This window comes from Helicobacter equorum (genome assembly GCF_900198655.1).
In the GTDB taxonomy this organism is placed as follows: Bacteria; Campylobacterota; Campylobacteria; order Campylobacterales; family Helicobacteraceae; genus Helicobacter_F; species Helicobacter_F equorum.
This window is the reverse complement of record NZ_FZPO01000006.1, coordinates 1-26,114: the sequence shown is the minus strand read 5'-3', so window position 1 is coordinate 26,114 and position 26,114 is coordinate 1. Positions and strand designations below refer to the sequence as shown.

23 protein-coding genes and 2 pseudogenes are annotated in these 26,114 nt (G+C 36.6%); 11 read left to right on the top strand and 14 right to left on the bottom strand.

Going from position 1 to position 26,114, the window contains the following annotated elements; genetic code table 11:
• Positions 1-4: 4 nt before the first annotated feature.
• The 3 genes from C6H22_RS01075 to recO are packed head-to-tail and all read right to left on the bottom strand — an operon-like array spanning position 5 to position 1,390.
• The gene (locus C6H22_RS01075; protein WP_104693502.1) at positions 5-322 is read right to left on the bottom strand and encodes an SMR family transporter; all 318 of its coding nucleotides are present in this window, start codon (positions 320-322) and stop codon (positions 5-7) included.
• Between the two features lies 1 nt (position 323).
• Positions 324-758, bottom strand: a complete 435-nt coding sequence (locus C6H22_RS01070) for a DMT family transporter (protein WP_104693501.1) — start codon at positions 756-758, stop codon at positions 324-326.
• A gap of 11 nt (positions 759-769) precedes the next feature.
• Positions 770-1,390 (bottom strand): recombination protein RecO, encoded by a 621-nt coding sequence (recO, locus tag C6H22_RS01065; protein WP_104693500.1) that lies wholly within the window; start codon positions 1,388-1,390, stop codon positions 770-772.
• A gap of 115 nt (positions 1,391-1,505) precedes the next feature.
• On the opposite strand from recO, the gene C6H22_RS01060 reads away from it, so the two are divergent.
• Genes C6H22_RS01060 through glcD form a run of 6 tightly spaced genes read left to right on the top strand, consistent with a single transcriptional unit; the run spans position 1,506 to position 6,418 of the window.
• Positions 1,506-2,282 carry an inositol monophosphatase family protein gene (locus C6H22_RS01060; protein WP_104693499.1) on the top strand — a complete coding sequence of 259 codons (777 nt, stop codon included), beginning with the start codon at positions 1,506-1,508 and terminating at the stop codon, positions 2,280-2,282.
• Positions 2,283-2,285: 3 nt separating this feature from the next.
• Entirely contained in the window at positions 2,286-3,155 is an 870-nt protein-coding gene (gene accD, locus C6H22_RS01055) for an acetyl-CoA carboxylase, carboxyltransferase subunit beta (RefSeq protein WP_104693498.1), read from the top strand.
• Positions 3,130-3,588, top strand: a complete 459-nt coding sequence (locus C6H22_RS01050) for a 23S rRNA (pseudouridine(1915)-N(3))-methyltransferase RlmH (RefSeq protein WP_104693497.1) — start codon at positions 3,130-3,132, stop codon at positions 3,586-3,588. Before accD ends, C6H22_RS01050 begins: the two co-directional genes overlap by 26 nt.
• Positions 3,589-3,606: 18 nt before the next feature.
• The gene (gene dksA / locus C6H22_RS01045) at positions 3,607-3,990 is read left to right on the top strand and encodes an RNA polymerase-binding protein DksA (protein ID WP_104693496.1); all 384 of its coding nucleotides are present in this window, start codon (positions 3,607-3,609) and stop codon (positions 3,988-3,990) included.
• Between the two features lie 2 nt (positions 3,991-3,992).
• Positions 3,993-5,015, top strand: a complete 1,023-nt coding sequence (locus tag C6H22_RS01040; RefSeq protein ID WP_104693495.1) for a hypothetical protein — start codon at positions 3,993-3,995, stop codon at positions 5,013-5,015.
• A gap of 8 nt (positions 5,016-5,023) precedes the next feature.
• A complete protein-coding gene (gene glcD, locus C6H22_RS01035; RefSeq protein ID WP_104693494.1) occupies positions 5,024-6,418 on the top strand; it encodes a glycolate oxidase subunit GlcD in 1,395 nt (464 codons plus the stop codon).
• A gap of 17 nt (positions 6,419-6,435) precedes the next feature.
• Here the strand turns inward: glcD and C6H22_RS01030 are convergent, their stop codons facing one another.
• From C6H22_RS01030 to C6H22_RS01010, 5 genes are all read right to left on the bottom strand, one after another.
• Complete coding sequence (locus C6H22_RS01030) at positions 6,436-8,043, bottom strand: ABC-F family ATP-binding cassette domain-containing protein (RefSeq protein WP_104693493.1); 1,608 nt, start codon at positions 8,041-8,043, stop codon at positions 6,436-6,438.
• A gap of 7 nt (positions 8,044-8,050) precedes the next feature.
• Complete coding sequence (locus C6H22_RS01025) at positions 8,051-9,688, bottom strand: methyl-accepting chemotaxis protein (RefSeq protein WP_104693492.1); 1,638 nt, start codon at positions 9,686-9,688, stop codon at positions 8,051-8,053.
• Positions 9,689-9,751: 63 nt separating this feature from the next.
• A complete protein-coding gene (locus C6H22_RS01020; RefSeq protein WP_104693491.1) occupies positions 9,752-10,171 on the bottom strand; it encodes a CoA-binding protein in 420 nt (139 codons plus the stop codon).
• Positions 10,168-11,106 (bottom strand): DMT family transporter, encoded by a 939-nt coding sequence (locus tag C6H22_RS01015; RefSeq protein WP_104693490.1) that lies wholly within the window; start codon positions 11,104-11,106, stop codon positions 10,168-10,170. Before C6H22_RS01015 ends, C6H22_RS01020 begins: the two co-directional genes overlap by 4 nt.
• 4 nt (positions 11,107-11,110) lie before the next feature.
• Positions 11,111-11,839, bottom strand: a complete 729-nt coding sequence (locus C6H22_RS01010; RefSeq protein WP_104693489.1) for a hypothetical protein — start codon at positions 11,837-11,839, stop codon at positions 11,111-11,113.
• Between the two features lie 147 nt (positions 11,840-11,986).
• Here C6H22_RS01010 and dnaE point away from each other — a divergent pair, with 147 nt between their 5' ends.
• Positions 11,987-15,664, top strand: coding sequence for a DNA polymerase III subunit alpha (gene dnaE / locus C6H22_RS01005; protein WP_104693488.1), 3,678 nt, complete (start codon positions 11,987-11,989; stop codon positions 15,662-15,664).
• Positions 15,665-15,742: 78 nt separating this feature from the next.
• On the opposite strand, the gene C6H22_RS01000 is transcribed toward dnaE, so the two are convergent.
• Together C6H22_RS01000 and C6H22_RS00995 are read right to left on the bottom strand one after the other, a co-directional pair.
• A complete protein-coding gene (locus tag C6H22_RS01000) occupies positions 15,743-19,345 on the bottom strand; it encodes a S8 family serine peptidase (RefSeq protein ID WP_104693487.1) in 3,603 nt (1,200 codons plus the stop codon).
• Between the two features lie 444 nt (positions 19,346-19,789).
• On the bottom strand, positions 19,790-20,116 hold the full coding sequence (locus C6H22_RS00995; protein WP_104693486.1) for a hypothetical protein: 327 nt from the start codon (positions 20,114-20,116) through the stop codon (positions 19,790-19,792).
• A 160-nt stretch (positions 20,117-20,276) separates the two neighbouring features.
• Between C6H22_RS00995 and fliW the strand changes: the two genes are divergently transcribed.
• Genes fliW through C6H22_RS00975 form a run of 4 tightly spaced genes read left to right on the top strand, consistent with a single transcriptional unit; the run spans position 20,277 to position 22,314 of the window.
• A complete protein-coding gene (gene fliW / locus C6H22_RS00990; RefSeq protein WP_104693485.1) occupies positions 20,277-20,696 on the top strand; it encodes a flagellar assembly protein FliW in 420 nt (139 codons plus the stop codon).
• A complete protein-coding gene (gene proC, locus C6H22_RS00985) occupies positions 20,657-21,538 on the top strand; it encodes a pyrroline-5-carboxylate reductase (RefSeq protein WP_233706976.1) in 882 nt (293 codons plus the stop codon). The genes fliW and proC overlap by 40 nt, the downstream gene beginning before the upstream one ends.
• Before the next feature lie 36 nt (positions 21,539-21,574).
• Entirely contained in the window at positions 21,575-21,982 is a 408-nt protein-coding gene (locus tag C6H22_RS00980; RefSeq protein ID WP_104693483.1) for a DMT family transporter, read from the top strand.
• Between the two features lie 17 nt (positions 21,983-21,999).
• Positions 22,000-22,314 carry a DMT family transporter gene (locus tag C6H22_RS00975; RefSeq protein WP_199769783.1) on the top strand — a complete coding sequence of 105 codons (315 nt, stop codon included), beginning with the start codon at positions 22,000-22,002 and terminating at the stop codon, positions 22,312-22,314.
• A gap of 9 nt (positions 22,315-22,323) precedes the next feature.
• Here C6H22_RS00975 and C6H22_RS00970 read toward each other — a convergent pair whose 3' ends face one another.
• The 4 genes and pseudogenes from C6H22_RS00970 to C6H22_RS00955 all read right to left on the bottom strand — a co-directional run.
• Positions 22,324-22,755: a fluoride efflux transporter FluC gene (locus C6H22_RS00970; protein WP_104693481.1), complete on the bottom strand. Its 432-nt coding sequence runs from the start codon at positions 22,753-22,755 to the stop codon at positions 22,324-22,326.
• A gap of 124 nt (positions 22,756-22,879) precedes the next feature.
• Positions 22,880-23,046: pseudogene (locus tag C6H22_RS09145) on the bottom strand (restriction endonuclease subunit S); the annotation flags it as partial.
• A gap of 312 nt (positions 23,047-23,358) precedes the next feature.
• Positions 23,359-25,857 (bottom strand): AAA domain-containing protein, encoded by a 2,499-nt coding sequence (locus tag C6H22_RS00960; protein WP_104693480.1) that lies wholly within the window; start codon positions 25,855-25,857, stop codon positions 23,359-23,361.
• A gap of 65 nt (positions 25,858-25,922) precedes the next feature.
• A pseudogene (locus tag C6H22_RS00955) lies at positions 25,923-26,114 on the bottom strand (dihydroxy-acid dehydratase domain-containing protein); the annotation flags it as partial.

Sequence of the window (26,114 nt, the reverse complement as noted above, 5' to 3'; positions counted from 1 at the left end):
GCCATTATACAAAATTCAATAATCCCACCGCTGTTATTATCAAGATTATCCCAATATATCCTATGGACTTAAGACTTTGTCCAAAAAAACGATAACCTCCAGCCACAGAACCAAGCACACCTATAGCCCCCCAAAGTGTATAAGCAACAGGTAAAACAATATCATACCAAGATATTGCAACAGAAAGGAGTAGGAATGCTCCATCTACAAGCACTAAAGCCAAAAATCCCCATTTTATATTTCTAAAGCCATTTGACTTTTGTAACGCAAGGTTGGCAAAAACATCTAAAATCCCTGACAATACAATACAAGCAAATCCCATATTACGCCTTTAGATGAGATGTATCATTATGAGAAGATACGCTTAGCACACTCTCCTCATCACAAGAATCCTGCATAGATTCACAATATTCGTGCTTTTCGCCCATGATCACACACACAATTCCCAAAAATCCCAATACAATCCCTGCATATTGGTATGTCGTGAGTTCGGGTTCAAAAAATACAAAACTAACAACCATAATCCCTACAAGCCCCAAAATTTCCCATACAGAATACGCTACGCCAAGTGCAATCCCAAGAAGTGCAAACGCCATCAATACATATGAGAGATTCACAAAAACAAGCATAACAATATTGCCCACGATAGGATTAGAAATCGCTTTAAGCATACTCACGCCTATGACTTCTAATATAATTGCCCCAATAAGAAAAATCCACGAAACAATTCTTTTTTGTAATATATTTTTGTCATTCATATAAACCTCCACTAAAGTCCTAAACAAAGAATTTGCCATAATTTTTGCACCTGCGTGTCTTCTAGGTGCAATGTCGAAGTGTGTGTAAAAAACTCTAGAATCTGTGATTTTTCAAAGACAAATCCTTGCACGCAATGAGGGTGAGCAAACAAAAATGCTCTACTTAGAGTGATGTGAGATTCTAAGATTCCATCACAAATAAAACAACGATTTGCTTCCTGTCGCCCCAAACGCCCCTCATATTCCAACAAACTCGCATACGATTCTAAAAGCACACGAAATGGATTTTGTTTGGCAATTTTTTTGGCACTCATATCCAAAAGCCGAAAATAAAACTCTCCTACCTCATACACCTCATCTAAGTGTCGTTCTAATAAACCTAAAAATTGTTGCCATACATACACACGCTCCCATTCACGCTCCCAACCAAAGGATAAATGCAAAATATGGCGGACTTGGGGCAAAAAATGCGCATTAGCCTGTTCCTCAAAATCAATCTTATACCCCAAACCTATGGTGCTATGACGCGCCCCATAAAACCGATAAAAACTCCGAAAGCTTTGTGAAGTGAGAATCTTTACGATTAAATCTTGTGTTTTAGTTGGTATGACTTTTAAGATATAGCCCTGCATAGTGTAAATGGTATCTTTCTTTAAGAAAACTTAGCATAATTATACACCATTTTAGTGTTTCAAAAGATATAACCGATATAAACGCAAAACTATGTGTTTTTTATAAGGACTTTGTATGAATCTAGACATTATCAAACCACACACGCCAAATATCAAACTCACAGAATTTCTAAGTGCAAGCATACAAGCTACAAAAGAGATTATCACGCTCTTAGATTCCAAAGATAGCGCACTTTTTGTAAAACACACGCAAGGTGTGGGTGGCGATATTAGTATAGGTGCGGATTTGGAATGCCAAAGAATCTTTATCAAGCACCTATCACATCTTGCAGACATAGATTCTGAAGAAAGTGGTGTGATTCCATCTGCAAAACCCACAGATTCTCTTATTGTTCTCGATCCACTTGATGGAAGCGATAATTTTCTCTCACAGATTCCCTACTATGGTGCTTCTGTGGCATTGTGTGATAAACAAGGAGATTGCAAAGAAGCTATTGTGATAAATTTTTGTACCAAAACACTCATAGCACGGAGTAATGATATGCTTTTTACATTAGATCTTAACAATCCAAATCCCACGCCATTAGTTTATACCAAAAATCCAAAATGTGGCATTTTTGAAAAAGCCTACTCAAATCCCAACATCGCAAATCTATTATTTGCTCATCATCTAAAATTCCGATCTTTGGGGGCAAGTGCGCTCTCTATCAGTATGGCTCATAAGGTAAGTTTTATGCTTTTTGTAGGCAAGATACGACATTATGATAGCAAAGCAGGACTATTTCTCGCACAAGGACTACATATAAACCATAATGAAGATTTTTTGCTTATAAGCAAAGATAAGCAAATTTTTGATACCATTACGCAACTTCTCACACAAAGCAAGGATTAGATTATGTCATTTAGCGATTTCTTCAAATCCAAAAAAGCTGAACCACGCGCCCAAAAGAATGAAGCACCTTCGCATTGGGTGAAATGCCCTAATTGTAATGCGCTTATGTATTACAAAGAAGTATTTTCTCAATCACAAGTATGCCCAAAATGTAATCACCATCTTAGAATCTCCGCACAAGAGAGAATTGAGCTCTTATGCGATACTGGAAGTTTTGAGGAGCACGATAGAGATTTGCGTCCCGTCGATCCCCTAGAGTTTGTGGATAAAAAAAGCTATAAACAACGAATTCAAGAAGGTGAGCAAAAAAGTGGTAGACCAAGCTCTGCAATAGCAGGAGAAGCCTTTATCGATGGTATTGGTATGCAACTTGTTGTGTTTGATTTCTCTTTTATGGGCGGTTCTTTGGGTTCTGTAGAGGGTGAAAAGATTGTGCGTGCTATCAATCGTGCTATACAAAAACACCAAGCCCTTGTTATATGCTCTACAAGTGGTGGTGCAAGAATGCAAGAATCCACCTACTCACTCATGCAAATGGCAAAAACATCTGCTGCACTGAATAAACTTTCTGCCGCCAAGCTTCCTTTTATCTCTATACTTAGCGATCCGACATTTGGTGGAGTAAGTGCGAGTTTTGCATTTTTGGGAGATGTGATTATTGCTGAACCAGGTGCAATCATCGGTTTTGCTGGTCCTCGCGTTATTAAGCAAACTATTGGTGCGGACTTGCCACAGGGCTTTCAAACTGCGGAATTTTTGCTAGAACACGGACTTATTGATATGGTTGTTGAGCGCAAAAGCTTGAAAAAAACCCTTGCAGACTTGATAAGATACCTTACCAAACATCATGAAATACAACCTATATTGTATTAACAGGGCAGATTCAGAGACACTTGTAGAGGATTTTGTAGTGAAATGTAAAGCTTTTGGTGCACGATTACACATACATAATATCTTTAACAATGCCATTGCCAAAGCACAAAAAATCTCTGCTACAAAAGCACAAGAATCTTACTCTGATGCCTTTATGCCATTTCTAAAAAATACGGCTTCAAGCCTCTGTATCGCACTACACCCACAAGCAAAAATGCTAGATTCTCATCAATTTGCCAGTCTCATTGCAAATCACCGAGAAGTAAATTTTTTTATTGCAGGTGCGTATGGTTTTGAGGAAAAATTTTTACACTCTATGCAGAATCTAAGTCTCACGCCACTTACCCTAAGTCATAAAATTGCTAAACTTGTGCTATGTGAGCAGATATATCGAGCACTAAGTATTATGGCAAATCACCCTTACCACAAATAGTAGCCAAAAGAGGGAATTATGGATTACGAGTTTTTTCACGCATTATTAACACAAAGAAGGCAGACTCTAGTAGATTCTATGGTGGAGAAAAAAGAACTTATGGAGCAATGGTATAACTCTAGACTTTCTGATGATAGCGATGTCGTGGCAGCTGCATTATATGAGACAAAAGTTGCCAATATCTTAGAACTGCAAAAAGCAGAAATTGATGATATAGACTATGCACTCACAAAAATCAAAAACAAGACCTACGGAATCTGTGAAATGTGTGATGATGAAATAGATATTGAGCGTTTAAAATTTAAACCGCACGCAAAATATTGCATAGATTGTCGTGAACATGTAGAAAAAAAACAGATTCTAGAGCAAAAATTAAAAACATCAAAAAACAATAAGGAGTAACAATGCGATTTAAATACTACATAGCGTTTGTCGTGATATTTTGTGCAATTTTGGGGATATACGCCTACACACTTGAGCTTGGAAATTTTACCCTCACACTCCCAAACAATCGAGATCTTAATCTCCCAGTTACACTATGGCTTATTATCATCGTGCTTATCTTTTGTCTTTGTAGCTCTTTGCTTTTTGCATCATCGTGGGCAAACACCTTAATACAATCCTACCGCACACGTAACGATTTTAATTATCTCTTTTCGCAAATAAACGAACAAGCACTCAATAAACCTATAGAATCTCGTGTATATAAAAATGCCGATATTTCCAAGCTTTCTAAGATTTTAGCGCGCTTTTACCTCAAACCGCGATTAGATTCAAAAGAATGCTTTGAGCCAAAGATTGATAAACTCTTTGAAAATTACAAAGATGTGATGAATGGTAAAAATGTGGATTTACGCGCCTATAATCTTAGTAAAGAGAATAAATTTTTTATCCAAAATCTTAAAAACAAGATTCAAAGCGATAACAAATTTGCCTTTAATGCACTTAGTGAAAATAACCCTCAAGAAATTAAAGATTTTGCTCTAATCCAAATTTTAGGCAATGGATCATCTAAGGATTTAGAACGACTATTTAGTTTGCAAATACCCTATAATGCTTCTATGAAATCTTCACTTATACAAGCCTTTGTCGCTCATAGTGATGTGTTTGATGCACAAAAACTCTCTGACATCTGCAAACAGATGCACTTTTGTGCCCAAGATTATGTCGAGCTTGCCCAACAAAACCAAACTATCCTCCAACCCGATGCGTGGTATAAACTTTTTGAATCTTTAGCCAATAATGATGAGCACGCCGAAAATGCACTATTTTATGTGATGTTTGAGCTTGAAATGATTGAAAAAGCCAAAGAACGACGCGCATTGCATGGCAAAGATGAATATCGCCTTATTGATGCCTATCTCGATCTTAAAGAAAGCGGGAAACATTATCCGCTTGATATATTCTTTAATCAATGTAATATTTAGGAGCTACTATGATCGCACCATTAGATTCTGCGCATATACGTGCACTCAAAAATATTGTAGGTGAAGAAAACTGCTATGATGACACTGCCCATCGCATAGCATATTGCTATGATGCTACAAGAGAGCGTTATGAACCTCAAGCAGTGGTATATCCAAAAGATGAACACGATGTAAGTGAGGTGCTTAAATACTGCAACACACATAAAATAGCTATCATTCCTCGTGGTGCAGGAAGTGGCTTTACAGGTGGTGCGCTACCAGCAAATGGTGGGATTGTCCTAGCACTTGAAAAATACTTTAATCAGATTCTAGAAATTGATGAAAAAAATCTCATCGCACGCGTGCAACCAGGAGTGATTAACAAGCATTTTCAAAATGAAGTAGAAAAACGAGGACTCTTTTATCCACCGGATCCTGCAAGCCAAGAATATAGCACCTTGGGTGGCAATGTCAGTGAAAATGCTGGTGGTATGCGCGCTGCAAAATATGGTATCACCAAAGATTATGTTATGGCACTACGTGCCGTACTACCTAATGGGGATATTATCAAAGCCGGTAAAAAAACGATTAAAGATGTAGCAGGATATAATATCGCAGGGATTCTCATTGCTAGTGAGGGAACTCTGGCTGTCATCACAGAAATCACACTCAAACTCATCGCCAAGCCAAAACTTCGCCAATCTGCTATGGGTGTGTTTGCTACTATCAATGACGCAATGAATGCTGTCTATAAAACAATGGCAAGTGGCATTACGCCTGTGGCTATGGAATTTTTGGATAACCTTAGTATTCGTGCAGTTGAAGAACGCTTTTCTAAAGGCTTGCCTACAGACGCTGGTGCTATCCTTATTACACAAGTAGATGGGGATATGCAAGAGGTATTAGACTATCAACTTACCCAACTTGAGCAAAAATTTAAAGAAAATGGATGCACGGATTTCAAAAAAGCCAAAAACACCAAAGAAGAGGAAGATCTTTGGTTTGCTAGACGCAATGCTAGCCAAAGTATCACAATTTATGGCAAAAAGAAACTCAATGAAGATATTACCGTCCCTCGATCGCGTTTACCCGAACTTTTGGAACACATCAACCGCTTAAGCCAACAATATAACTTCAAAATTCCGTGTTTTGGGCACACAGGCGATGGCAATGTGCATACCAATGTCATGGTACCAAACCCTGATGATCCAGAGGAATTGGCGCGTGGCTATGCATGCATAGAAGAGATTTTTAGAGTCGCTGTGGATTTAGAAGGGACATTAAGTGGTGAGCATGGCATTGGACTAACAAAAGCTCCATTTATGCCACTAGCATTTAGTGAAGAGGAAATGAATCTCTTTAGGGTTATCAAACACGCCTTTGATCCTAATAATATTTTAAATCCGGGCAAAATGGGACTATAAAGTCCCACGCAATACTTTTAAGATACTTTAGATTCTAAGTATTCTTCATAACTTCCGCGAAAATCAACGACCTTTGCTGCACCATTTTCTTGTGGTATAAGCTCGATAATACGATTCGCATAGGCATCAATAAGCTCTCTATCGTGACTTACGCATATCACATTCCCACCAAATCGATATAATGCCTCGCCAAGCGCTATAATGGATTCAAGGTCAAGATGATTGGTAGGCTCATCAAGCACCAAGAAATTTCCACCTTCAAGCATAATTTTGCTTAACACCATTCTGTGTTTTTCCCCACCACTTAAGGCATTGATTGATTTTTCTTGCTCTTCTCCACTAAAAAGCATTCTTCCAAGTGCATTGCGTATCTCTGTGCTTTCTTTCTTCTTATCAAAACCCCTAAGCCATTCATACAAGCTCTCCTCACCTCGTATCTCTTCACTCACATTTTGAGGGAAATAACTACGCTCTATAGTTGCGCCCCATTTCACAACGCCAGAATCTGCAATAAGCTCCTCAACCAAAATCTGCAATAATGTGCTTTTTCCCACACCATTTGCTCCAATGAGTGCAATCTTATCACCGGGCAAAATTTTTAGACTTAAATTTTCTAGTATTTTTTTTGTGCCATAACTTTTAGAGATATTTTCACATTCCAATGCTTCATTACCAATCGTGCGGTTTGGTTTAAAAACAATACTAGGATCGCGCCTTGAGCTTACCGCAAGATTCTGTATATCCAATTTGTCAAGTTGTTTTTGGCGACTTGTGGCTTGTTTTGCCTTTGATGCATTAGCTGAAAATCTACGGATAAAATTTTCTAATTCCTCTTTTTCTTTGAGCTTTTTGTTACGATCGGCTTCTTGTTGCTTAGCAATCAAAGTGGAAACAATATACCAATCATCATAATTTCCGCTAAACTCGCGCACACTTCCAAAATCCATATCCAAAATATGCGTGCAAACGCTATTAAGAAAATGCCTATCATGTGAAATCACAACCATCGTGCCTTCATGGCGTTTTAAACTTTCTTCTAGCCACGCAATTGAAGGCAAATCAAGGTTATTTGTCGGTTCATCTAAAAGCAAAATATCGGGCTTAGGAAAAAGTGCTTGGGCTAAGAGAATCTTAAATTTATCCCCACCTGTTAATGTACTCATCAAATCATCATGCATAGGTGCTGGGAATCCTAAATCTTCTAGAATCTTTTGTATTACCACGTCATATTCATACATAGGATCTTCTTCGGCACAAACCATCTCGAGCTCACCTAATTCATTATTCACTGCTTCATCGCTCAAATCTGCATTTTCATACAAATATTCTTTGCGTTTTATGGCATCATATAATCGCTTATTGCCAATAAGCACTGCATCTTTAAGACTTAAATCCTCAAAAGCATATTGATCCTGCCCCAAAACTCCAAGTCTAGCATTCGGCGAGATAACCACCTCTCCGCCACTAGCTTCATACATACCACTTAAAATTTTTAAAAAAGTTGATTTTCCAGCACCATTAGCCCCAATAAGCCCATAGCGCTTTCCAGAATCTAAGGTAATATTAACATTTTCAAAGAGTTTCTTTGTCGGATAACGCATTGAGAGATTAATAGTCTGTAACATATGACACCTATATTTTGAAATGCGCTATATGTTGTTTGAGTGTTGCTGAAATTTGCTCCAAACTCTCACTCGCACTTGTATTTTTCTCCATAAGTTCAGCTGTTTGCTTAGAAATTTCTGCCATTTTAGAAATAGTTGTATTTACTTGTCCGATGACTTCTACTTGCTCATGTGAAGCTTTTGCCACATCTTTTGCTTTTGTGAGCGAATCTTGAGCTTGTTGGTGAATTTCATTAAGAATATTTGTCGCCTCATGTGCAAGCTGCAAACCTTTTTCGGCTTGTGGTACGGCTGCCTCCATAGCCTCAACGCTTGTTTGCGTTTCACTTTGGATAATTTGTATCATTGCCGCGATTTCTGAAGTTGCATCTTGGGTGCGTTCTGCAAGCTGACGCACAGAATCCGCCACCACCGCAAAACCTCTTCCGTGCTCACCTGCCCTTGCTGCTTCGATTGCAGCATTGAGCGCCAAGAGATTTGTTTGATCTGCAATATCTTTGATAAGCTGTGTGCTTGAACTAATATCTTGTGCGTGTTTTTCAAGTGATTTAATATGCTCATTAGAACTATTTACCGTCTGGGCAATTCTTTCGATCTCACTCACAGTTTGTGTAAGTGCATCACGACCTTTTTGAGAAAGTTCTGTTGTGCGTGAGGAGTTTTCTTCTGTTTGTGTTGCTACTTGAGCTATGTTATCTGTATTTTGTGCAATTTCATGAATCTTTTGTGCCGAATCTGATGAAGACTGCACTTGTTGAGTTAATACCTTAGTCGCTTCGTCTGAAGATTCTGCCACGCTTTTAGCTTTGAGGTTAAGATCTTGGGCATTGCTTGTAAGCTCACGCACGATTATCTTGAGTTGCTCTTGCATTTTTGCTGTAGCATCTAGCAAGCTATTTGGGACTTTTGTGCCAATATCTTGCTGGAGGTTACCTTGTGCAATCTTACGCATAATCTCTGCCACCACTCTAGGTTCACCACCAAGAGAAGACATAAGATTCTTGATAATAAATACAGAAACAAGCACAGCGATAACAACAGCAATAATAGTAAGCCAAATGGCAGTGGTAAGATATGAAGAAACACTTGCTTGTTCTATATCACTAGCCACCTTGTTTTTAGCCTCCTGATAATCAATAAATTGGTTAATGGCTGTAAGCCATTCTACAAAATACCCCCGCACTTTAGAATCTAGCAATGTTGTAGCTTTAGCATTCTCATTAGCAAGAGCAAAATCAATAAGCTGTTTTGCCAAAGGCATAGTCTTTGCCTCTACTGCTTTAATGTTATTTAAAATCCCTTTTTCCTTTTCATCTACCATGTCAGCATTTTGAAAAATCTCATCAAGTTGTTTGGCGTTGGTAGCATAGTTTTCTTCAAGCTTTTGGATAAGTTTGTAGGTTTCTTGCATTTCTTTAGATTCTACAAACAAAATAATATCTCTAATGGCTACAGATCGATCATGAACACTACCACGGAAATTAATAGCATACCTTTGTTTGACAGAATTCACTTGATTAATTTCTTCTAATGTCTCAGAAATAAAACTTACCTTCATGTATCCTACGACGACAATAACCAAAATAAGCGTAACAAGAATACCAAATCCTAGACTTAGCTGCGAACGAACGGACAGATTTTTCATTAAATTCTCCTACATCAAAACTACTAGTGTTATTATATTTAAATTTCTTGTATTTGAGGTAAATTACAACTTAGCGTATTCGATTTTTATACATTTATCCTGCACATTTGGGATATGAGAATCACCAAGGCGACGTGCCACCTCATCACTATGTATCCCTAATTGCATCCAAAATACCCCAACACTTCCGTGTGGCAACGACAATATCTCTTCTGCAAGTTCCTCACAAGCCCTTGCATTACGAAAAGCTACAACAATATCAAAATGCTTTTTATCTTGCACTGCTTCGCTGAGGCTTTGATACACTTTCTCTCCCAAAATTATGTCCTCTTTTGGATAGATAGGCGTGATGTCAAAATTGTGATCTTGTAAATATTGTGCTACTTGAAAACTATCTTTTTGTGAATCTGGACTTAATCCACATATGGCTATACTTTTTGCATTTATAAGCAGTGAAGCTATATCTTGATTGCTAAGATTCATATTCTTTCTCCTTTGATACTTCTAAGATCTTTTAAAAGGCTTGGTAAGCCAATGATGATACCAGAAAGAATCACAAGCACCATACCAAGTGCCACACTTATATGTGGCAACGCATCACCAAGCATAATGCCAAAAATAAGCCCAAACACAACGCGTGTATAATCAATGGGTGCAACGATACCAGCTGGTGCCAACATATAGGCTTTTGTCAAAAAATACTGCCCAAATGTCCCAAAAATCCCCATAATTAACACAATAATCCATTCACTTGGGCTAGGATTGCTCCATACTGCACTCCAAGAATGCTCCAAAAATGCCTGCGTAATCAAAATCCCTAAACTAACGACACTCATCGTAATCCCAAATACCAACACCACAACATTATCATCAAAATATCCCTTGAGATTGCGTAGGCTGATAAAAGCAAGTGCCATCATCAATCCACCAATGATCCCCACGATAATATTTAATACAGGAATTGAATTAAAATGAGGATCGCAAATAAGCACAATACCGCCAAAACCAAGTAAAGTCGCAAACAAAACCACAAAACCTACACGTTCTCTAAGAAAAATCATAGACAACAACACAACATAAATAGGCATTGTTTGTGAAAAAGTCGAAGCCACACCAAGTGAAATTTGCGTAATATTATAAAAAAGTGCAAGCATACTTAACCCACCAAAAAATGAACGCAAAAATAACAGCCACCAACCGCCTTGCTTTGTCTTCTTTTTGGGTGGTTTACATGCAAAAAATACAAGCAACAATACCACCATAATAATAGATCGAAAAAAGATACTCTCAACAGCACTCATTACAGGAGCCAAAATCTTAACACACGCATTCATCATCGCAAAAAAAAGTGCGGAAACAAACATATTAATAATACCAAGGCTAATGTGCGAATAATGTGCTACATATAAGCGCTTCATAATACTAGATTTTTCCCTTTATATCATGTGTTGTGCGGGCGATCTCCCTTCCATCACGATAAATGATAGTGTATTTAAGCACACCACTTGGCGTATATAGTTTAGATTCTCCATTGGCTAAATCATTGGCATAATTGCCTCTCTCACGCAAAGCCCCATGCCGATAATACCACAGCGACTCTCCGTTAGCATCACCATTGACAAAAAACATTTGTGTGCGAACCTGCCCATTGTCATAATACCATTTTGTCCAACCATCTTGCTTACCATCTTTGAAACTAATCTCCCACGCAAGAGTGCCATTATTATGATATAATCGCACTATGCCTGTATAGTTATAATCCACAGATTCTCCATCGCTAGATTGCACAACAAGGTCTTTGTAGGCAAATTTTAGTCCTTGCGAATCTTTGGGTTTTTGTTCCTCAGTTGTTGTGGTGCTATCTTGAGTGTTAGTAGTGTTTTGTGCTTGTGAATCTTGTGTATGAGGAGCGGGCTTTGGTGGTGTTGATTGTATATCTCTTTTAGTCTTTGGGGGCTTTGTGTCATTTTTTTGTGCTACATTATAGGAAGTTTGTGAGTTATGTGGATTTGTGCTAGTTTTTTGTGAATTTATGTGCAAGACTTGTGTGCTGCTTTCAAGTGTAGAATTTTGGGATGTGCAACTTTGCAAACACAACCCTACACACAGCAAACCAACACATCCTAAAATCCCTAAAAAACTTGATTTCAATAAAGAGTCCTTATCCCTAAGCATTCCACAAACGATATACATAAATCGTAAAATTGTGCAAAGATTTTATAGGCTTTAAATAAATATCCCACTATAATACAAAGATTAAACAATCTATTCAAAAACCTCTCTAGTAAAGGATTTACTATGAGTTTTACGCACTTGCATTTGCACACAGAATTCTCTCTTTTAGATGGGCTAAATAAAATCAAAAATCTTGCAAAGCAGATTCGCCAACAAGGCATGACTTCCGTAGCAATTACCGATCATGGTAATATGTTTGGGGCATTAGAATTTTATGTCGCAATGAAAGAAGAAGGGATAAACCCTATCATCGGTTTAGAAGCCTATATCCATAATGGCGATGAACTTAATGATAAAAATATCAAACAACGCTTTCATCTTTGTCTTTTTGCCAAAAATGAAGTTGGATACAAAAACCTCATGTATCTTAGCTCCCAATCTTTTATCAATGGATTTTATTACTATCCAAGAATCAACAAAAAACTTCTTCGTGACAGAAGCGAGGGGTTAATCTGTAGCTCAGCGTGCCTACAGGGTGAAATAAATTGGCATCTTAATACAAAAAATGAGCGTAATGTGCGTTTTGGTGCAAAAGGTTATGAAGTTGCAAAAGACATTGCACTTGAATACAAAGATATTTTTGGGGAGGATTTCTACCTAGAAATTATGCGTCATGGAATTGGTGATCAATACTTCATCGATGATCAGATTCTAAGGCTTGGCAAAGAACTTGATATTAAAGTTATCGCTACAAACGACACACACTATACCCTTCAAGAGGACGCGGATTCACAAAATATCGCCTTTCGTGTGCTTATGGGAGATTCTAAGGGTCTCAAACATATTGTCAAGGAATTTTATATCAAATCTCCAGAACAAATGCAACAACTCTTTTTAGATATTCCTGAAGTGTTGGAAAACACCCAAGAGATTGCCAAAAAATGCCAACTAAACATTAGTCTAAAAAATAAAGAAATCAAGAACAAACATACGGGTGAAATTATCCTACATAATACCCCAGCCACTCCTCCGACATTTAAAAACACACAAGAATATGCCAAAAATGAGGGGCTAGAAAATATCTTGGGTATGCCATTAGAATCTATCACAGATTCTGTGTATTTTGCCTACAAATGTCGTGAGGGCTTAGCCAAACGCCTCCAAAATGTGCCACAATCCGAACATGATCGTTACAAAGATCGGCTAGAGCGTGAGATAGATATTATTACTAATATGAAATTTCCGGGCTATATGCTTATCGTATGGGATTTTGTCAATTTTGCCAAAACTAATGGAATCCCTGTCGGACCGGGAAGAGGTTCAGCGGCAGGAAGCCTTGTGGCTTATAGTCTTGCCATCACTAATATCGATCCTATGAAATATGATTTGCTTTTTGAGCGTTTTTTAAATCCTGAACGCATAAGTATGCCCGATATTGATATGGACTTTTGTCAGCGTCGCCGTGGTGAAATGATCGAATATGTTACGCGTGTGTATGGCAAATACAATGTCGCACAAGTGATCACTTTTGGTTCGCTTTTGGCAAAAGGTGTGATACGCGATGTAGGGCGTGTGCTAGAAATGCCATATTCCGAAGCCGATGCATTTGCTAAGCTTATCCCAAATGAATTAGGCATAACACTTACCAAACACACAGGTAAAGACGGCAAAGAAAAAGATGGCGCGTGGGAAAAAGAACCAAAAATCCGCGAACTTGTGCAGACAAACCCTAAGGCAAAAGAAGTATGGGATCGTGCCCTAGCACTTGAGGGCTTAAAGCGCAATGCCGGTATCCACGCTGCAGCTATTGTCATAGATTCTTCTCAAGAGCTTTGGCACAAAGTCCCACTATATGCTAACGATAAAACAAAAGGTGTTGTTACACAATACTCTATGGATTGGCTTGAACCTGTGGATCTCATAAAGTTTGACTTTTTGGGCTTAAAAACTCTTACTATGATTGATGATGCACTCAGGCTTATCAAAAAACGCTACGGCAAAGATATAGACTTTTCTACTATGCCCATGGAAGATCCTGCAGTCTTTGAAACAATCCAAAGTGGCAACACACTTGGATTATTCCAAATAGAATCCGAAGGTATGCAAAACCTAAGCAAGAAGCTAAAACCTAGCACCTTTGAGGACATAATCGCGATGCTTGCACTCTATCGACCTGGTCCTATGGAATCTGGTATGCTTGATGACTTTATCAAACGCAAGCACGGACAAGCACCTATAACATATGCCTTTGACATACTTGAACCGATTTTAAAACCTACCTATGGAATCATCGTCTATCAAGAACAAGTCATGCAAATTGTTCAAGCAGTGGGTGGATTCTCACTTGGCGGAGCGGATTTGGTGCGACGTGCAATGGGAAAAAAGAAAGTTGATGAAATGCTACGCCTCAAAAAGGAGTTTGCCGATGGAGCGCAAAACAATGGCTTAAATAGGCAAAAAGCTGAAGATTTATGGGATCTTATTGTCAAATTTGCAGGATATGGGTTTAATAAATCTCATTCTGCAGCTTATGCGATGATTACCTACCAAACCGCTTATCTTAAAACATATTATCAACACGAATTTATGGCTGCAATGCTCACAAGCGAAACAAGCAGAGTAGAATCTGTAGCAAAATACATCAATGAAGTAAAAGCACTCAACCTTGAAGTATTACCACCGCATGTCAATTATTCCGAAAATGATTTTGGTGTCAGTGAGATTGATGGCGTGAAAAAAATTGTCTTTGGGCTTAGTGCTATCAAGGGATTAGGCGATGCACCTATTGAGGATATCATCAATGAACGAGAAAAGCATGGTGAGTTTAAAGACTTAGCTGATTTCATTAAGCGTGTGGATTTTTCCAAACTTACCAAAAGATCTCTTGAACCCCTCATAAAAAGTGGAAGTTTGGATAATCTAGGATTCTCACGCAAAAGCATGTTTGAAAATGTCGAAAATATTTGCGACATAGGACGGCAAAAAGATAGAAGTAATGCACAATTTGGCACTAACTCACTCTTTGATAAAGAAGATTTTGACACCACAAGTATAAATCTTCAGATACACAATGCTCCAGAATATACCTCCAATACACTTCTACAATACGAATTTGAATGCCTTGGAATCTATATTGGCGGACATCCGCTAGATAGGTTTAAACCACAAATAGACACACTTAAGGGTGTAAGCATGATGGCAGATATTGAAGGGCTTGAAATCGGTAGCCAATGTATGCTTGTGGGTAAAATTATTGAAATCAAACGCAAGATTAGCAAAAAAGGCAAGCCCTATGGTATCGTGGGATTACTAGATTTTGGTGGAAGCTCAAGCCTTACTATTTTTGAAAAACATTTGCTAAAACTCGAGGAGCTACAAACTATGGGCTCTGATCCTGATGAACCATTTGTTTTTAAATGTAAAGTAGAACAGGTAAATGACACAAAAGAAGTGCGTGTGCTAGAAATACTCACTCTAGAGGAAGCCAAAGAACAAAAAGTGCGACTAAAAAAACAAAAAGATGAGCTTGATCAAACACCCACACCCATTCCGCTTGACCTACGCCCTCAAGTGATAGACACCTGCACACCACTCACACTTATTGTGGATTGTGAAGATTCTCAATTAGATGACATTTCACGCACATTTGCAAAGATTAAGGAATTTTCTCATACGCATAAAGGCTCAAGGGAATTGCATATTCTCCTCAAAGATAAGCATAAACAATACACCTTTATAAGTAAAATCTTGGTAGATTCTGCAATCAAAGAACACTTTGATACACTTCATTGGGTAGGTTAGAGAAATGATGAAAGCAAAACCAAATAAAACATTAACTAAAATGTAAAATCGTATCACCACACAGAGATAATATACTATCTAAAGCTCAAGTCCCAAACGAAGCATTAGTTCTATTTGATTGTAATGCTTTGCTAACTCACCACCGATGCTAGTGTGGATAAAAAGGCGATCCCACGATACCCTGCCCGCTAGACCTAAATATATACCATCTTGCCCAATATCTACGCCACTGGTAAAATACACATCAGATGCATCTACAAAACTTAAATTTTGATCTTTTGGTTTGTTAAAATTATGCCAATAAAAGCCAAAAACATTCCACGCAAACTTCGCACCATTATCAAATTCCCCAACGTGAGAGAAATTCAACCCAAGCCAAGATCGGAAATTATGAAAAAGATTTTTATCAAATCTTTTGGCAAAAAGCCCGCCACTTTGCGTAAAAGAATCTTGATAGATACTTGTAAAATCCAACATTGCGATAGGACTTAGTTTTGTATTTGTATGGCGACCAAAATTCCCTAACCAAATTGGCATATGAATTCCACCTTGTGCATGGAAAAAGTAACTATTATAATCTGCGCTAGTGCTTGTATTTGCTAAGTTTATAATACTTTGATTCATTGTATTGTTTGAAAAACCAGCACTCACGCTACCTAAAACACCAAATGCACCGAAATCTTGTGCTACACCTAAACCTGCGCTAAAAATATTTGACTTAATTTCTGAGCTATCTTTTGTGCTTGTTTCTTGTGCTATGCCGATGAAGCTATTTAGTGTAGTATCTCTATCTATAGGTTTTTTGGCTTGTAAATCTAGTAAATAAGAATTCTGCTTAAAGTCACTAGCATTCGCACGGCGATAAGTTAGACCCCCACTAAATTGGGTTTTAGTGTAGATCATATAACCAGGTGCCATATAATCGCCACCCAAAGCTGCAGTGGGTGCAAATGAAAGCTCATCTGGATTAAGCGTAAAAAGGGTAGATTTCACGCTTAATGTCTTTTGCATTGAATCTACGCCAAGAATACCTGCATCGTGGGGAGTTTCACGCAAAGATTTTATTGTCTCTTCATAAAGATCGTGTGGCATAGTATCTAGTGTAGCAAATGCGTCATTATAGCTATCTGAAATTTTTCGTGCAAACAGATCTGAAAGCGCGGTAGCTAATGAATCGTTTGATTGAAATGCGTTGGGCTTTTGTTTTGCGGTGATTGTTTTATTGTCATCTCCCACTGAAAATTCTAAAATATTATTGCTATTTTGCACACTAACTTGTAATTTATCAAACGCATTTTCTATTTCAGTTGGGAGCGTGATTTGAATTGAATCGCCTATTTTAATTACCTTATCAGCACTTTGTATCGGCACATAAACTAACGAACCGCCGTTAATGGTGTAGCTATTAGCCGAAAAAGTGGAATTATTTACTGAGTCTTTTGTGAAAAGCAATTGAAGTTCGCCGCTACTTTCTTGTGTGTAATCACCTTTTATTGTTAATTTAGAACTTGAATCTATACTATCACTAGTGCTAGAAAATCCAGCCTTTACAATGCCATTATTTACTAAATTACCATTTATTGTTCCGACTCCTTGCAAAATGCCGTTATTTTCTACACTTACGCCGTTTGTAATGGTGATTTCAGAGCCACTATTTTTGAGCCAAATTGTGCCGCCACTTTGCGAAACTAGCCTCCCTACTTTATTGGCATTAGATTCAATATTTATAAATCCGCCATTTTGCGCAGTAGCGTTATTGACCACTTCACCACCATAAAAAAGAAAAGTCCCGCCTTTTTCAGCGAAAACATTTGATTTTTCTAATTTACCACTTAATTTTAAAGTGCCACCTTTTACTATTGTATCGCCCTCGTAAGTGTTATTTTTACTGCTTAAAGTTAGCTCACCTTCGCCATCTTTAATAAGCCCTATATATTTCACTTTATCCATTCCAGCAGGATAATTTGCAGCACTAGAATTATGCCATTCATTTACCCAAAGCACTTGCGAAATATCATTACCAAACTCTGCATTATACCCTTTTGTATCAATTGTATAAAGCGCTTGTGTATTTTTACTAGAATCAATATCTTTTGCATTTAGCCTATTCGCATCAAGTTTCGCTAAACCATTTAGAGCTTTTTGCACATCCAAAATTCCTTGACCTATTAACTCTTCTTTGGTCATCGTTCTTATTTCCCCATCAAAAAGATGGCTTAAAATATGATTTACTTGCGTATCAGAAAATCCCATTTTCTTTAAATCATCTTTTGCTTGAATAGTATCTGGTTTTTTAGTCGGATTTACATAAATCACATCATAGTAGTAATATTGTTTATTTGTATTATCATCATAATATGATTTTCCACTAACTTTTACAATAATTTTAGGCAATGTAATATTATTATTCGCCGTGCTTAAAAGCACATCTGCTAATTGAGCGCCACTTAAAAACGGATATTTTTCAGCTACCAATGCCGCCGCTGCACTCACCATAGGTGCTGCAAAACTAGTGCCATCATCTCTTACAAATTGATCTTTTTCGTAATCTCTCGGACCATAAAAATATCCATCTTTTTTCCAGTATGTTACGCCATCATCGCCATAATATGGATTTACTAACGAAATATTGGTGCCTGGTGCTAAAAGGCTATAAGATTCAGTACCTTGAAAACCATTTGAAAAAGTAGTTATTCCACCACCTTGTATATATCCTCCATGCAAATTCTCAAGTTTAATTTCAGTTCCACTTTGAGATTTATACATTTTTTGCTCTTTTAATGTAAAGCTGCCATCACTATTTTTAATGGCATTAGCCGAATCTATTGCTCCTACTACAAGCCAAGCTCTTAAATCTTCATCGTATGTGGGCAAACTATCTGCCAAAGTAGGCGCAGCCATTCCATCATTGCCAGCAGAACGCACCATCAAAACACCTTCTTTACTTAATTTCATTAAGCTAGATAAAGCAGGATTTGACTCTGCATATTCTAAAACACTATCAAAAATTTTTTCACCATTGCTATCTTCAAATTTCCATTTATCGCCATCTTTTATGTGTTTATAGGCAAGAGAAAATAAATTTTTATCAGTTATTTGTCTATCTATATTTGGAAAAAAATAATCACCCCAGCTATTATTTATAATTTTAACATTTTTATCCTCATAATAATTATATATGTCATCACTATAAAGATAAGTAGGATTTAAATATGTAACTCCATAAAATTTTGAACCATAAGCCATTCCATAAGGTTTATTTTCATCTATTTTTTTACCTAAAAGAATACCAGCAACTTGTGAGCCGTGCATCATAATTTCACCCTTTGCTTGGACATAATTTATAGAAATATTACCATCATATCCTAGCATTTGTCCCTGCAAACTTTCAATATCATTTGCATGCGGAAATCCAGCATCTACAATACCTAAAATAACACCACTTCCTGTCTGTGTTATTTTATTCGGATCATAATTTATAATATCCCAATCTTTTTTCAAGGGATTATCTGCGGCTATTGCACTATTTAAACTGCCAAACAATAACAAAAAAGCTGTAGTTTTTGAAATAATTTTAGGTATGAAATACACATCGGTAGATTTTGTGTGAGGGATCGTTGAATCTAGATTTGGTGAAGTATTGAAATTATTCCTTGACAAAACACAATTAAAATTTCTCATTTTTACCCTTTTGTGTTGGGAGTCTAAGATTGATTTAGTATTCTAAACACCCAACCAATAAACAAATATTTTTTAATCTTCGAAATCGTCACATTTACTCTAGTTTTGTTTTTTAAATTTATGACTAAAGCTAAAAAATAAAAATATAAAAGTTTCAATAAAGAATTAAAGATTTCTTGTTTTTATCTCTCTGTAAGAGTTTTATCTCAAAATCCTACTTAAATGAAATTTTTATAAACATCACTAAAACAAAATTTAGAAAAATTCCAATCGAATTTCGACGCGGATTCTTGCAAAATAATATAAATGAACAATAAATTTTAATGCGTCTGAAAACACGATAGATTATTCTCATTTGTAATAAAATTCTCAAAAATATTCTTATGATAAGGAATTGCAATAACACCTTAAGTTATGGGAAAGCTTAGAAGATGAGGGTGTGCTCTACTCTTGAGGGAGTGTAAATATCAATGTTGCGCGTAAATCCTTTGTTACCTCATAATGCAAAGGATTAAGTGCTGTAATTTGGGGCGTGTTGCCCTCTATCATCGCTTGACATTGCAAAAGATTCTCGTTTGTATCTAAAGTTTGGATGTCAAAAAGCTTTATCGTATCATATTGTGCCAAATCCTGTAGTTCTATGCTTAGCATTTGTTTGATACTTTCTTGCACCTGCGCATTTTCACAACCAAAACTTGTGTCTTCGCCGCACCCACTCGTGCCTATAATAACCCATACTATCCACACAGCGTGTAGCCAAAAACTTTTCATTTTACACCTTGCCTTGAAATAAATCTAAATGTGATCATATGTTTTAATTGTAGCATTAAATTTCTACTATAGCGCCACTTGCACTTATAATAAAATCATAAGTATTTTATGCTAGAATAAAGGTTTAGTAGATCTCAAATCTTAGCAGTGGAGTTTTGTTATGATTTTTGAAGTCAAATCGCCTATTTTGGGCTTTGAGCGGGTTACTCGTATGGCGTTCGAAAAAATCGATGAATTATTTATGAGAGTGAGTAATCCTGATGGCGATGGCGGTGTGCCCACATTTACCCTTGTAAATCCTTTTTTGTTGCGTAATTATGAATTTGAAATACCCACTGCACTAAAACTTCTTCTTGATCTTGATAACTGCAAGAATCTCCTTGTTGCTAATATAATGGTGCTCCAAAACCCTATCGAAGATTCTACGATAAATTTTCTTGCTCCCCTAGTTTTTAATTTCGATAACCACACAATGGCGCAAGTCGTGCTAGATAGCATTAATTATCCGCAATATTCTATTGCTGAACCTATAAGAGCGTATTGCGACAAAAGCGAAACAAGCACCCAAGTCGCAAACTAACTCCTATGAGTCTTCACATACAATCTACCAAACAAGCCAAGCTCATATGTGTCGGTTATGGCAATATGGCACACGCTATCCTAGAAGGTGTGATTAAATCTAAGGCTTTCCAAGAATATGAAATCCTAATAGTGGGACGCGATCTCTCAAAGGCTAAGAATCTTTGTGATACTCTGGCACACCCACATATAAAGCCACTTCTTGCAGATTCTCATACACCGCTAGATATACAAGATGCTGAAGTGCTGTTGTGCGTGAAACCACATGCACTAAGCGCATTTACATATATCGGAGAAGCATATATCGCCTATAGCGTAATGGCTGGAGTGCGTATCGCGACACTTGCAGAAACACTTAAGGCAAAAAATATAGTGCGTATTATGCCAAATATCGGAGCACTCTATGGCAAGTCCGCAAATTGTGTATATATGCAAAATAATGCGAATATGGATTTTAAAACTATAGAATCTGCGGTATATAGGCTTGTCAATAGCTTTGGAAATTGTGTGATCGTAGGCAATGAATCGCTTATTGATGCCTCTATTGCAACAAGTGGTAGCACACCGGCATTTCTAGCGTTAGTGGCACAAAGTCTCATAGATAGCGGAATCTACCATGGACTAAACTATGAACAAAGCAAAGAGCTTGTCGCACAAACCTTTGATGCGTTTGCCACGCTTCTACAACACAAAAATCCTGATGACATAAAAATTGCCGTAACATCTCCATCTGGCACGACAGCAAGAGGCTTAGCAACACTTGAAAAGTGCGGCGTGCGTGGAGCATTTATCGAGGCAGGAATTACGGCAGTTAATCGAGCAAAAGAGCTTGGCGACACATAAACACACATTCCTGTCATTTTATAAACTAGAGTATGTATGGGTTGGCTTTTAGTTATCCTTGGTGGTATTGTTGAAATATTTTGGGTAAGCGGTCTTAAATATGCCAATAGCTTTTGGCTGTATTGTCTTACATTTCTTGGGATTCTCATATCCTTTTGCCTTATGATTTTAGCAACCAAAAAGCTTGAAGTAAGCGTGGCGTATGCTGTTTTTGTAGGGATTGGTTCGGCTGGAATTGTCATAGCTGAAATGTTAGTTTTTGGTGAAAGTATAGATTTTGTGCGAATCATACTCATTAGCACTCTGCTTTTTGGTGTCATAGGACTAAAACTCACAAGCAAAAGTAAAAGTGAACAAAAAATCACACAAGATATTGCTACAGAACTCGGTCTTGATAACCTTATGCAAGACCAAAACACGCAAACAAAAGAACACACATGCTAGAACATTTTTCATCTACCATATCGTGGATATGCCTTTTTTTGGCAGGGTTAGCAGAAATAGCAGGTGTCTTTGGTATGAAAAAATTTAGTGATACCAACAATAAGCTTTTTTTACTTGTTATTGCTGTGCTATTTATCATAAGCTTTGGGCTTTTGAGCGTGGCAATGCGTGAGATTACAATGTCAAGCGCTTATGCAATATGGACAGGAATTGGTGCGTGTGGTAGCGTGCTTGTGGGGATTATATTTTTTAAAGAATCTAAAACCCCAAGCAAACTCCTTTTTCTCGCACTTATTGTCGGCTCTAGCGTTGGGCTTAAACTTGTGAGTTAAAGGCTCATATCAAGAACCCCTATACATCACAAATCCACAAAATGTCGCTAAAAGACAGATCCCGACATTGCCGATAATGTTAAGCAATAATTGCCCATACAAGCCGCCTTGCAAAAGCAATACATTGGCATACGAAAAAGTAGAAAATGTCGTAAATGCCCCTAAAAGCCCTATGTCAAAAAAATGTGTCCAAATATCTTTGGATAATAGCTTTAAATCTCCGCTTTGGACATACGCAAACAAAAGCCCAATAGCAAAAGAGCCAACAACATTGACAAAAAATGTCGCAATAAGTGAAGAAACTTGTGTCCCAAAAGCATAGCCAAACATATAAGTAAGCTTAGAAATTATCTCATAAACAAAAAATCGCAACACCGCACCCAAAAGCCACCCAAACCTACTAACACAATCATATAGAAATTCATTTTGATGTAACTCCATTTGCTATCGTGGATTCTACTTTGGCCTTAACCTCTTGTAGTAATTTAGGGGACATTTCTTTTAATTCAAAACTTTTTTTGATTGGTTGCGAATACCGAGAATTAAATTTCATATTATCACCCAAATATCCAACTTGATTTAATTGTATAATCTCCATAGCATCAAAATATTCTTTCTTGAAAAACTCAGAATCTATTCTTTTACTCTCATTATCCTTTTCACTTCACTAAGTTTTAATACATTCACTTCTAAATGCGGATATTTCTCTTGTAGGGATTGATTGGGGCTCACAATTCACTCCTTTTATGAATTTTTAAGCAAAAAACCACGAAACCTTGTTGTGATTCCATGTATTTCTAGGTGGCACTTACCACCACTTTTATTTCTCCACATAATATACCAAGTCCTTATGAAAGCTTCCAAGCAAATCATTAAGAAAGTCTTTTATGTTATCAATGATTTCATCCTTGCTGTAATCCAGCTTATCCCTATATGATTTATCACTTCTTATGGGAGGGATTTTAGTCAAAAAATCAAAAATATAAACACAACACAAAAAATCCCAAGACTATATTGCTCCCTCTCCTTTCTCCATAATCTCACTCAAATAGCCTCTATACGCCCCCTCTCATCACTCCCATTTGTGCGTAATCGGAGTAGGGGTATATGACATTTTTGTAAAATAGCGTCTTTTAATTCATCATTTTTGAATTGCTGTGTAGCTGAATTATGGAAAGCAAAACCATCAACCTCTATGGCACAAACTGGAATCTTATCCATAATATTATAAATAACAAAATCAATATGCGTGAGAGGATTATATGCGTATTGTTTTTGTTTCTCATCTAAAACGCTGCTATCTCCAATAACCCTAGAGAGCGGAATATGTGAAACAACATCTAATGCAGAATAAGGTTTGAGACATTCTTGTATTGTATAAAAAGCGAGATTTTCAGAATCAAATTGTGATATTTTCTTTTTATTTTTAAGATATAGCAGGCGTGCTTGATGATTTGCTTTATACAGCAAGTCAAATATTGATTTTACTTCACTTTGCACAACTTCACCATTATGATATTGTATGTATTTGATAAAATCACTTATATTATTATTGCTTGTGGCTATATTATGAGACACAACGATTCTTAATGCACTCTTTGCCCTGCTTACTGCCACATTAAGCATGTTTTCATTATCAATAAAATCCCCAATAACATTATTCACCATGGTAAGTATGATAGCTTCCTTCTCCCTACCTTGATATTTATGCACAGTATCAATTTGTAAATCCACAATGTCTTTTTCCAAATGCTCTTTTTGCGTTTTATAAGGAGAGATGATTCCAATTTCATCTTTATCAAAACACTTTTGCAGTGGTGGTAAAATCTCCTTTTTTATCACATCAATTTCTCGTTGATTATAATGCCCTCTGGCATGATTACCCTTTGAGGTAATATAAGCCTCAAGCACATTAAGTTTGGATTCTTCTTGGCTAAGTATAATAAGCTCATTATTGTAAAATTTTTTATTACAAAAACCTATAATCTTTGGGTGGCAACGATAGTGCTCCTTTAGCAACACACGAAAGTCTGAATCCACAATACAATTCATAGAGCTTAAAAGGCTGTGCTTAGAATAATCATGGTATTCTGGAATATTATATTTAGCATTCTTATCTTGAATATCTTTTTGGTATTTTTGTTCAATAATATTTGGTAGCTGCTTTGTATCACCCACAATAACAGCATTTTTTGCACACAATAAAGCAAGTGCTCCACTAACAATATCTACTTGTGATGATTCATCAATAATGACATAATCAAACAATGGATTTTCTGATATTCTTCCAAGAGATAAGAGAATAGAATGGGTGGTGCTAAACACAATAGGATATTCTTGCAAAAACTCCTTAGTATTATTTACTAAGTCATCTGATGTAAATATTTTCCTTGTGCTATTATTTTTGTATTTCCTTTGAAGATGATATTGCAAAAGCGCTAAAGAAGAATCTTGTAGAGTTTTTAAGGGATTTTTAGCATTGAGCTTTTCTAAGGATTGCTGCATAGTATCAATTTTTGTTTGCAATTCCTCAATTTTATGTGTGTAGTAGAAATTTTCAAACATTTTTAGAATCTCTTGCTTGGATTTGGCATATAAATCAAAATCACCTATGCCGTACCAATACATCATTTTAAGCTTTAACCATAGAGGAATTTTACTAATATATTTTGATTCCTCTAAAATTATCTTTATCATAAGGATTCTATGAGAGGTTGGTTTTTGAAACAATCGTGTTTTTAAAGATATGGTGTTTTGATATTCTTGCTTTTTAAAGTATTCATATTCTAATTTTAGAGATTCTAATATTTCTTTGTTTGTAGCTATCTCATTTTGTAGTTCAAAAATTTTATGCAGATTTTGATAAGACTCATTTATATCGTGTTTCATTTTTTCGATATGCAATTCTTTAGTATCAAACTCTCCATATATTCCACTTTGTTGCTCTATAAATTGTTTTTTATTATCTTTGTTGCCTAAATTTGCACAGAGATAATCAAGCCCATATTTATTAAGTTTTTGGTAAATATTTTGTGTAGCAGCATTATTATTTGATAAGACTGCAATAGTTTTGCCACGATAGATGAGATTTGCTATGATATTTAAGATAGTCTGTGTTTTTCCTGTGCCAGGTGGTCCCTCAATGATACTTGTTTGGCTACATAATGCGTTTTTCAATGCTTTGGATTGCGACATATTTAAACCAAAAGGTGCAAGTATTGGATTAAGATTTGATTGTGTTTCATATACAAAACTAGAGAGATTCAAATAAGCAGACAATACGCAATCTTTTGGTATATAGGTAATTTCACTATATCTTTTTTTCAAATGATCTAACTCATTGTCCTCACTTACAATATGAGAGAGTTCTTTAAGATAGCAAAACACCTTTACATTTGTAGCCTTTGGTAGAATCTCAAAACTTGATTTTGCGTAAGCGTAGGTTTTATTATTTTTAAAAGTTACATAAAGTTTTTCATCTTTTATAAAATATTCTTGTATGTCTTTGGTTTTATCCTCACCTTTTAACAAAACAATATTCATATCTATCCCTATCCTAAAACGCAGAATCTATAAATAAGATTCTAAAATGCCTATGACTTAGAAATTCACAGCTCCGTTTTTAGTACCGCACCATTTGCAGCATTACTAACAAGCAATGAATAACGCTTAAGCCATTTGCTTGTTATCTCTTTTTTGATTGGTTCCCATTTGGCACGGCGTGCTTCTAAAGTTTTAGAATCCACTTTCAGCTCTAAGCTCCCACGCGAGACAGAAATCTCTATCATATCGCCATCTTC

Coding starts and splice junctions, on each gene's coding strand:
- C6H22_RS01060 (WP_104693499.1), top strand. CDS start 1,506: ATGAATCTAGACATTATCAAACCACACACGCCAAATATCAAACTCACA.
- C6H22_RS01030 (WP_104693493.1), bottom strand. CDS start 8,043: ATGTTACAGACTATTAATCTCTCAATGCGTTATCCGACAAAGAAACTC.
- dksA (WP_104693496.1), top strand. CDS start 3,607: ATGGATTACGAGTTTTTTCACGCATTATTAACACAAAGAAGGCAGACT.
- glcD (WP_104693494.1), top strand. CDS start 5,024: ATGATCGCACCATTAGATTCTGCGCATATACGTGCACTCAAAAATATT.
- accD (WP_104693498.1), top strand. CDS start 2,286: ATGTCATTTAGCGATTTCTTCAAATCCAAAAAAGCTGAACCACGCGCC.
- C6H22_RS01000 (WP_104693487.1), bottom strand. CDS start 19,345: ATGAGAAATTTTAATTGTGTTTTGTCAAGGAATAATTTCAATACTTCA.
- dnaE (WP_104693488.1), top strand. CDS start 11,987: ATGAGTTTTACGCACTTGCATTTGCACACAGAATTCTCTCTTTTAGAT.
- fliW (WP_104693485.1), top strand. CDS start 20,277: ATGATTTTTGAAGTCAAATCGCCTATTTTGGGCTTTGAGCGGGTTACT.
- C6H22_RS00995 (WP_104693486.1), bottom strand. CDS start 20,116: ATGAAAAGTTTTTGGCTACACGCTGTGTGGATAGTATGGGTTATTATA.
- C6H22_RS01075 (WP_104693502.1), bottom strand. CDS start 322: ATGGGATTTGCTTGTATTGTATTGTCAGGGATTTTAGATGTTTTTGCC.
- C6H22_RS01040 (WP_104693495.1), top strand. CDS start 3,993: ATGCGATTTAAATACTACATAGCGTTTGTCGTGATATTTTGTGCAATT.
- C6H22_RS00970 (WP_104693481.1), bottom strand. CDS start 22,755: ATGGAGTTACATCAAAATGAATTTCTATATGATTGTGTTAGTAGGTTT.
- C6H22_RS00980 (WP_104693483.1), top strand. CDS start 21,575: ATGGGTTGGCTTTTAGTTATCCTTGGTGGTATTGTTGAAATATTTTGG.
- C6H22_RS00960 (WP_104693480.1), bottom strand. CDS start 25,857: ATGAATATTGTTTTGTTAAAAGGTGAGGATAAAACCAAAGACATACAA.
- C6H22_RS01025 (WP_104693492.1), bottom strand. CDS start 9,688: ATGAAAAATCTGTCCGTTCGTTCGCAGCTAAGTCTAGGATTTGGTATT.
- C6H22_RS01070 (WP_104693501.1), bottom strand. CDS start 758: ATGAATGACAAAAATATATTACAAAAAAGAATTGTTTCGTGGATTTTT.
- C6H22_RS01020 (WP_104693491.1), bottom strand. CDS start 10,171: ATGAATCTTAGCAATCAAGATATAGCTTCACTGCTTATAAATGCAAAA.
- recO (WP_104693500.1), bottom strand. CDS start 1,390: ATGCAGGGCTATATCTTAAAAGTCATACCAACTAAAACACAAGATTTA.
- C6H22_RS01015 (WP_104693490.1), bottom strand. CDS start 11,106: ATGAAGCGCTTATATGTAGCACATTATTCGCACATTAGCCTTGGTATT.
- C6H22_RS01050 (WP_104693497.1), top strand. CDS start 3,130: ATGAAATACAACCTATATTGTATTAACAGGGCAGATTCAGAGACACTT.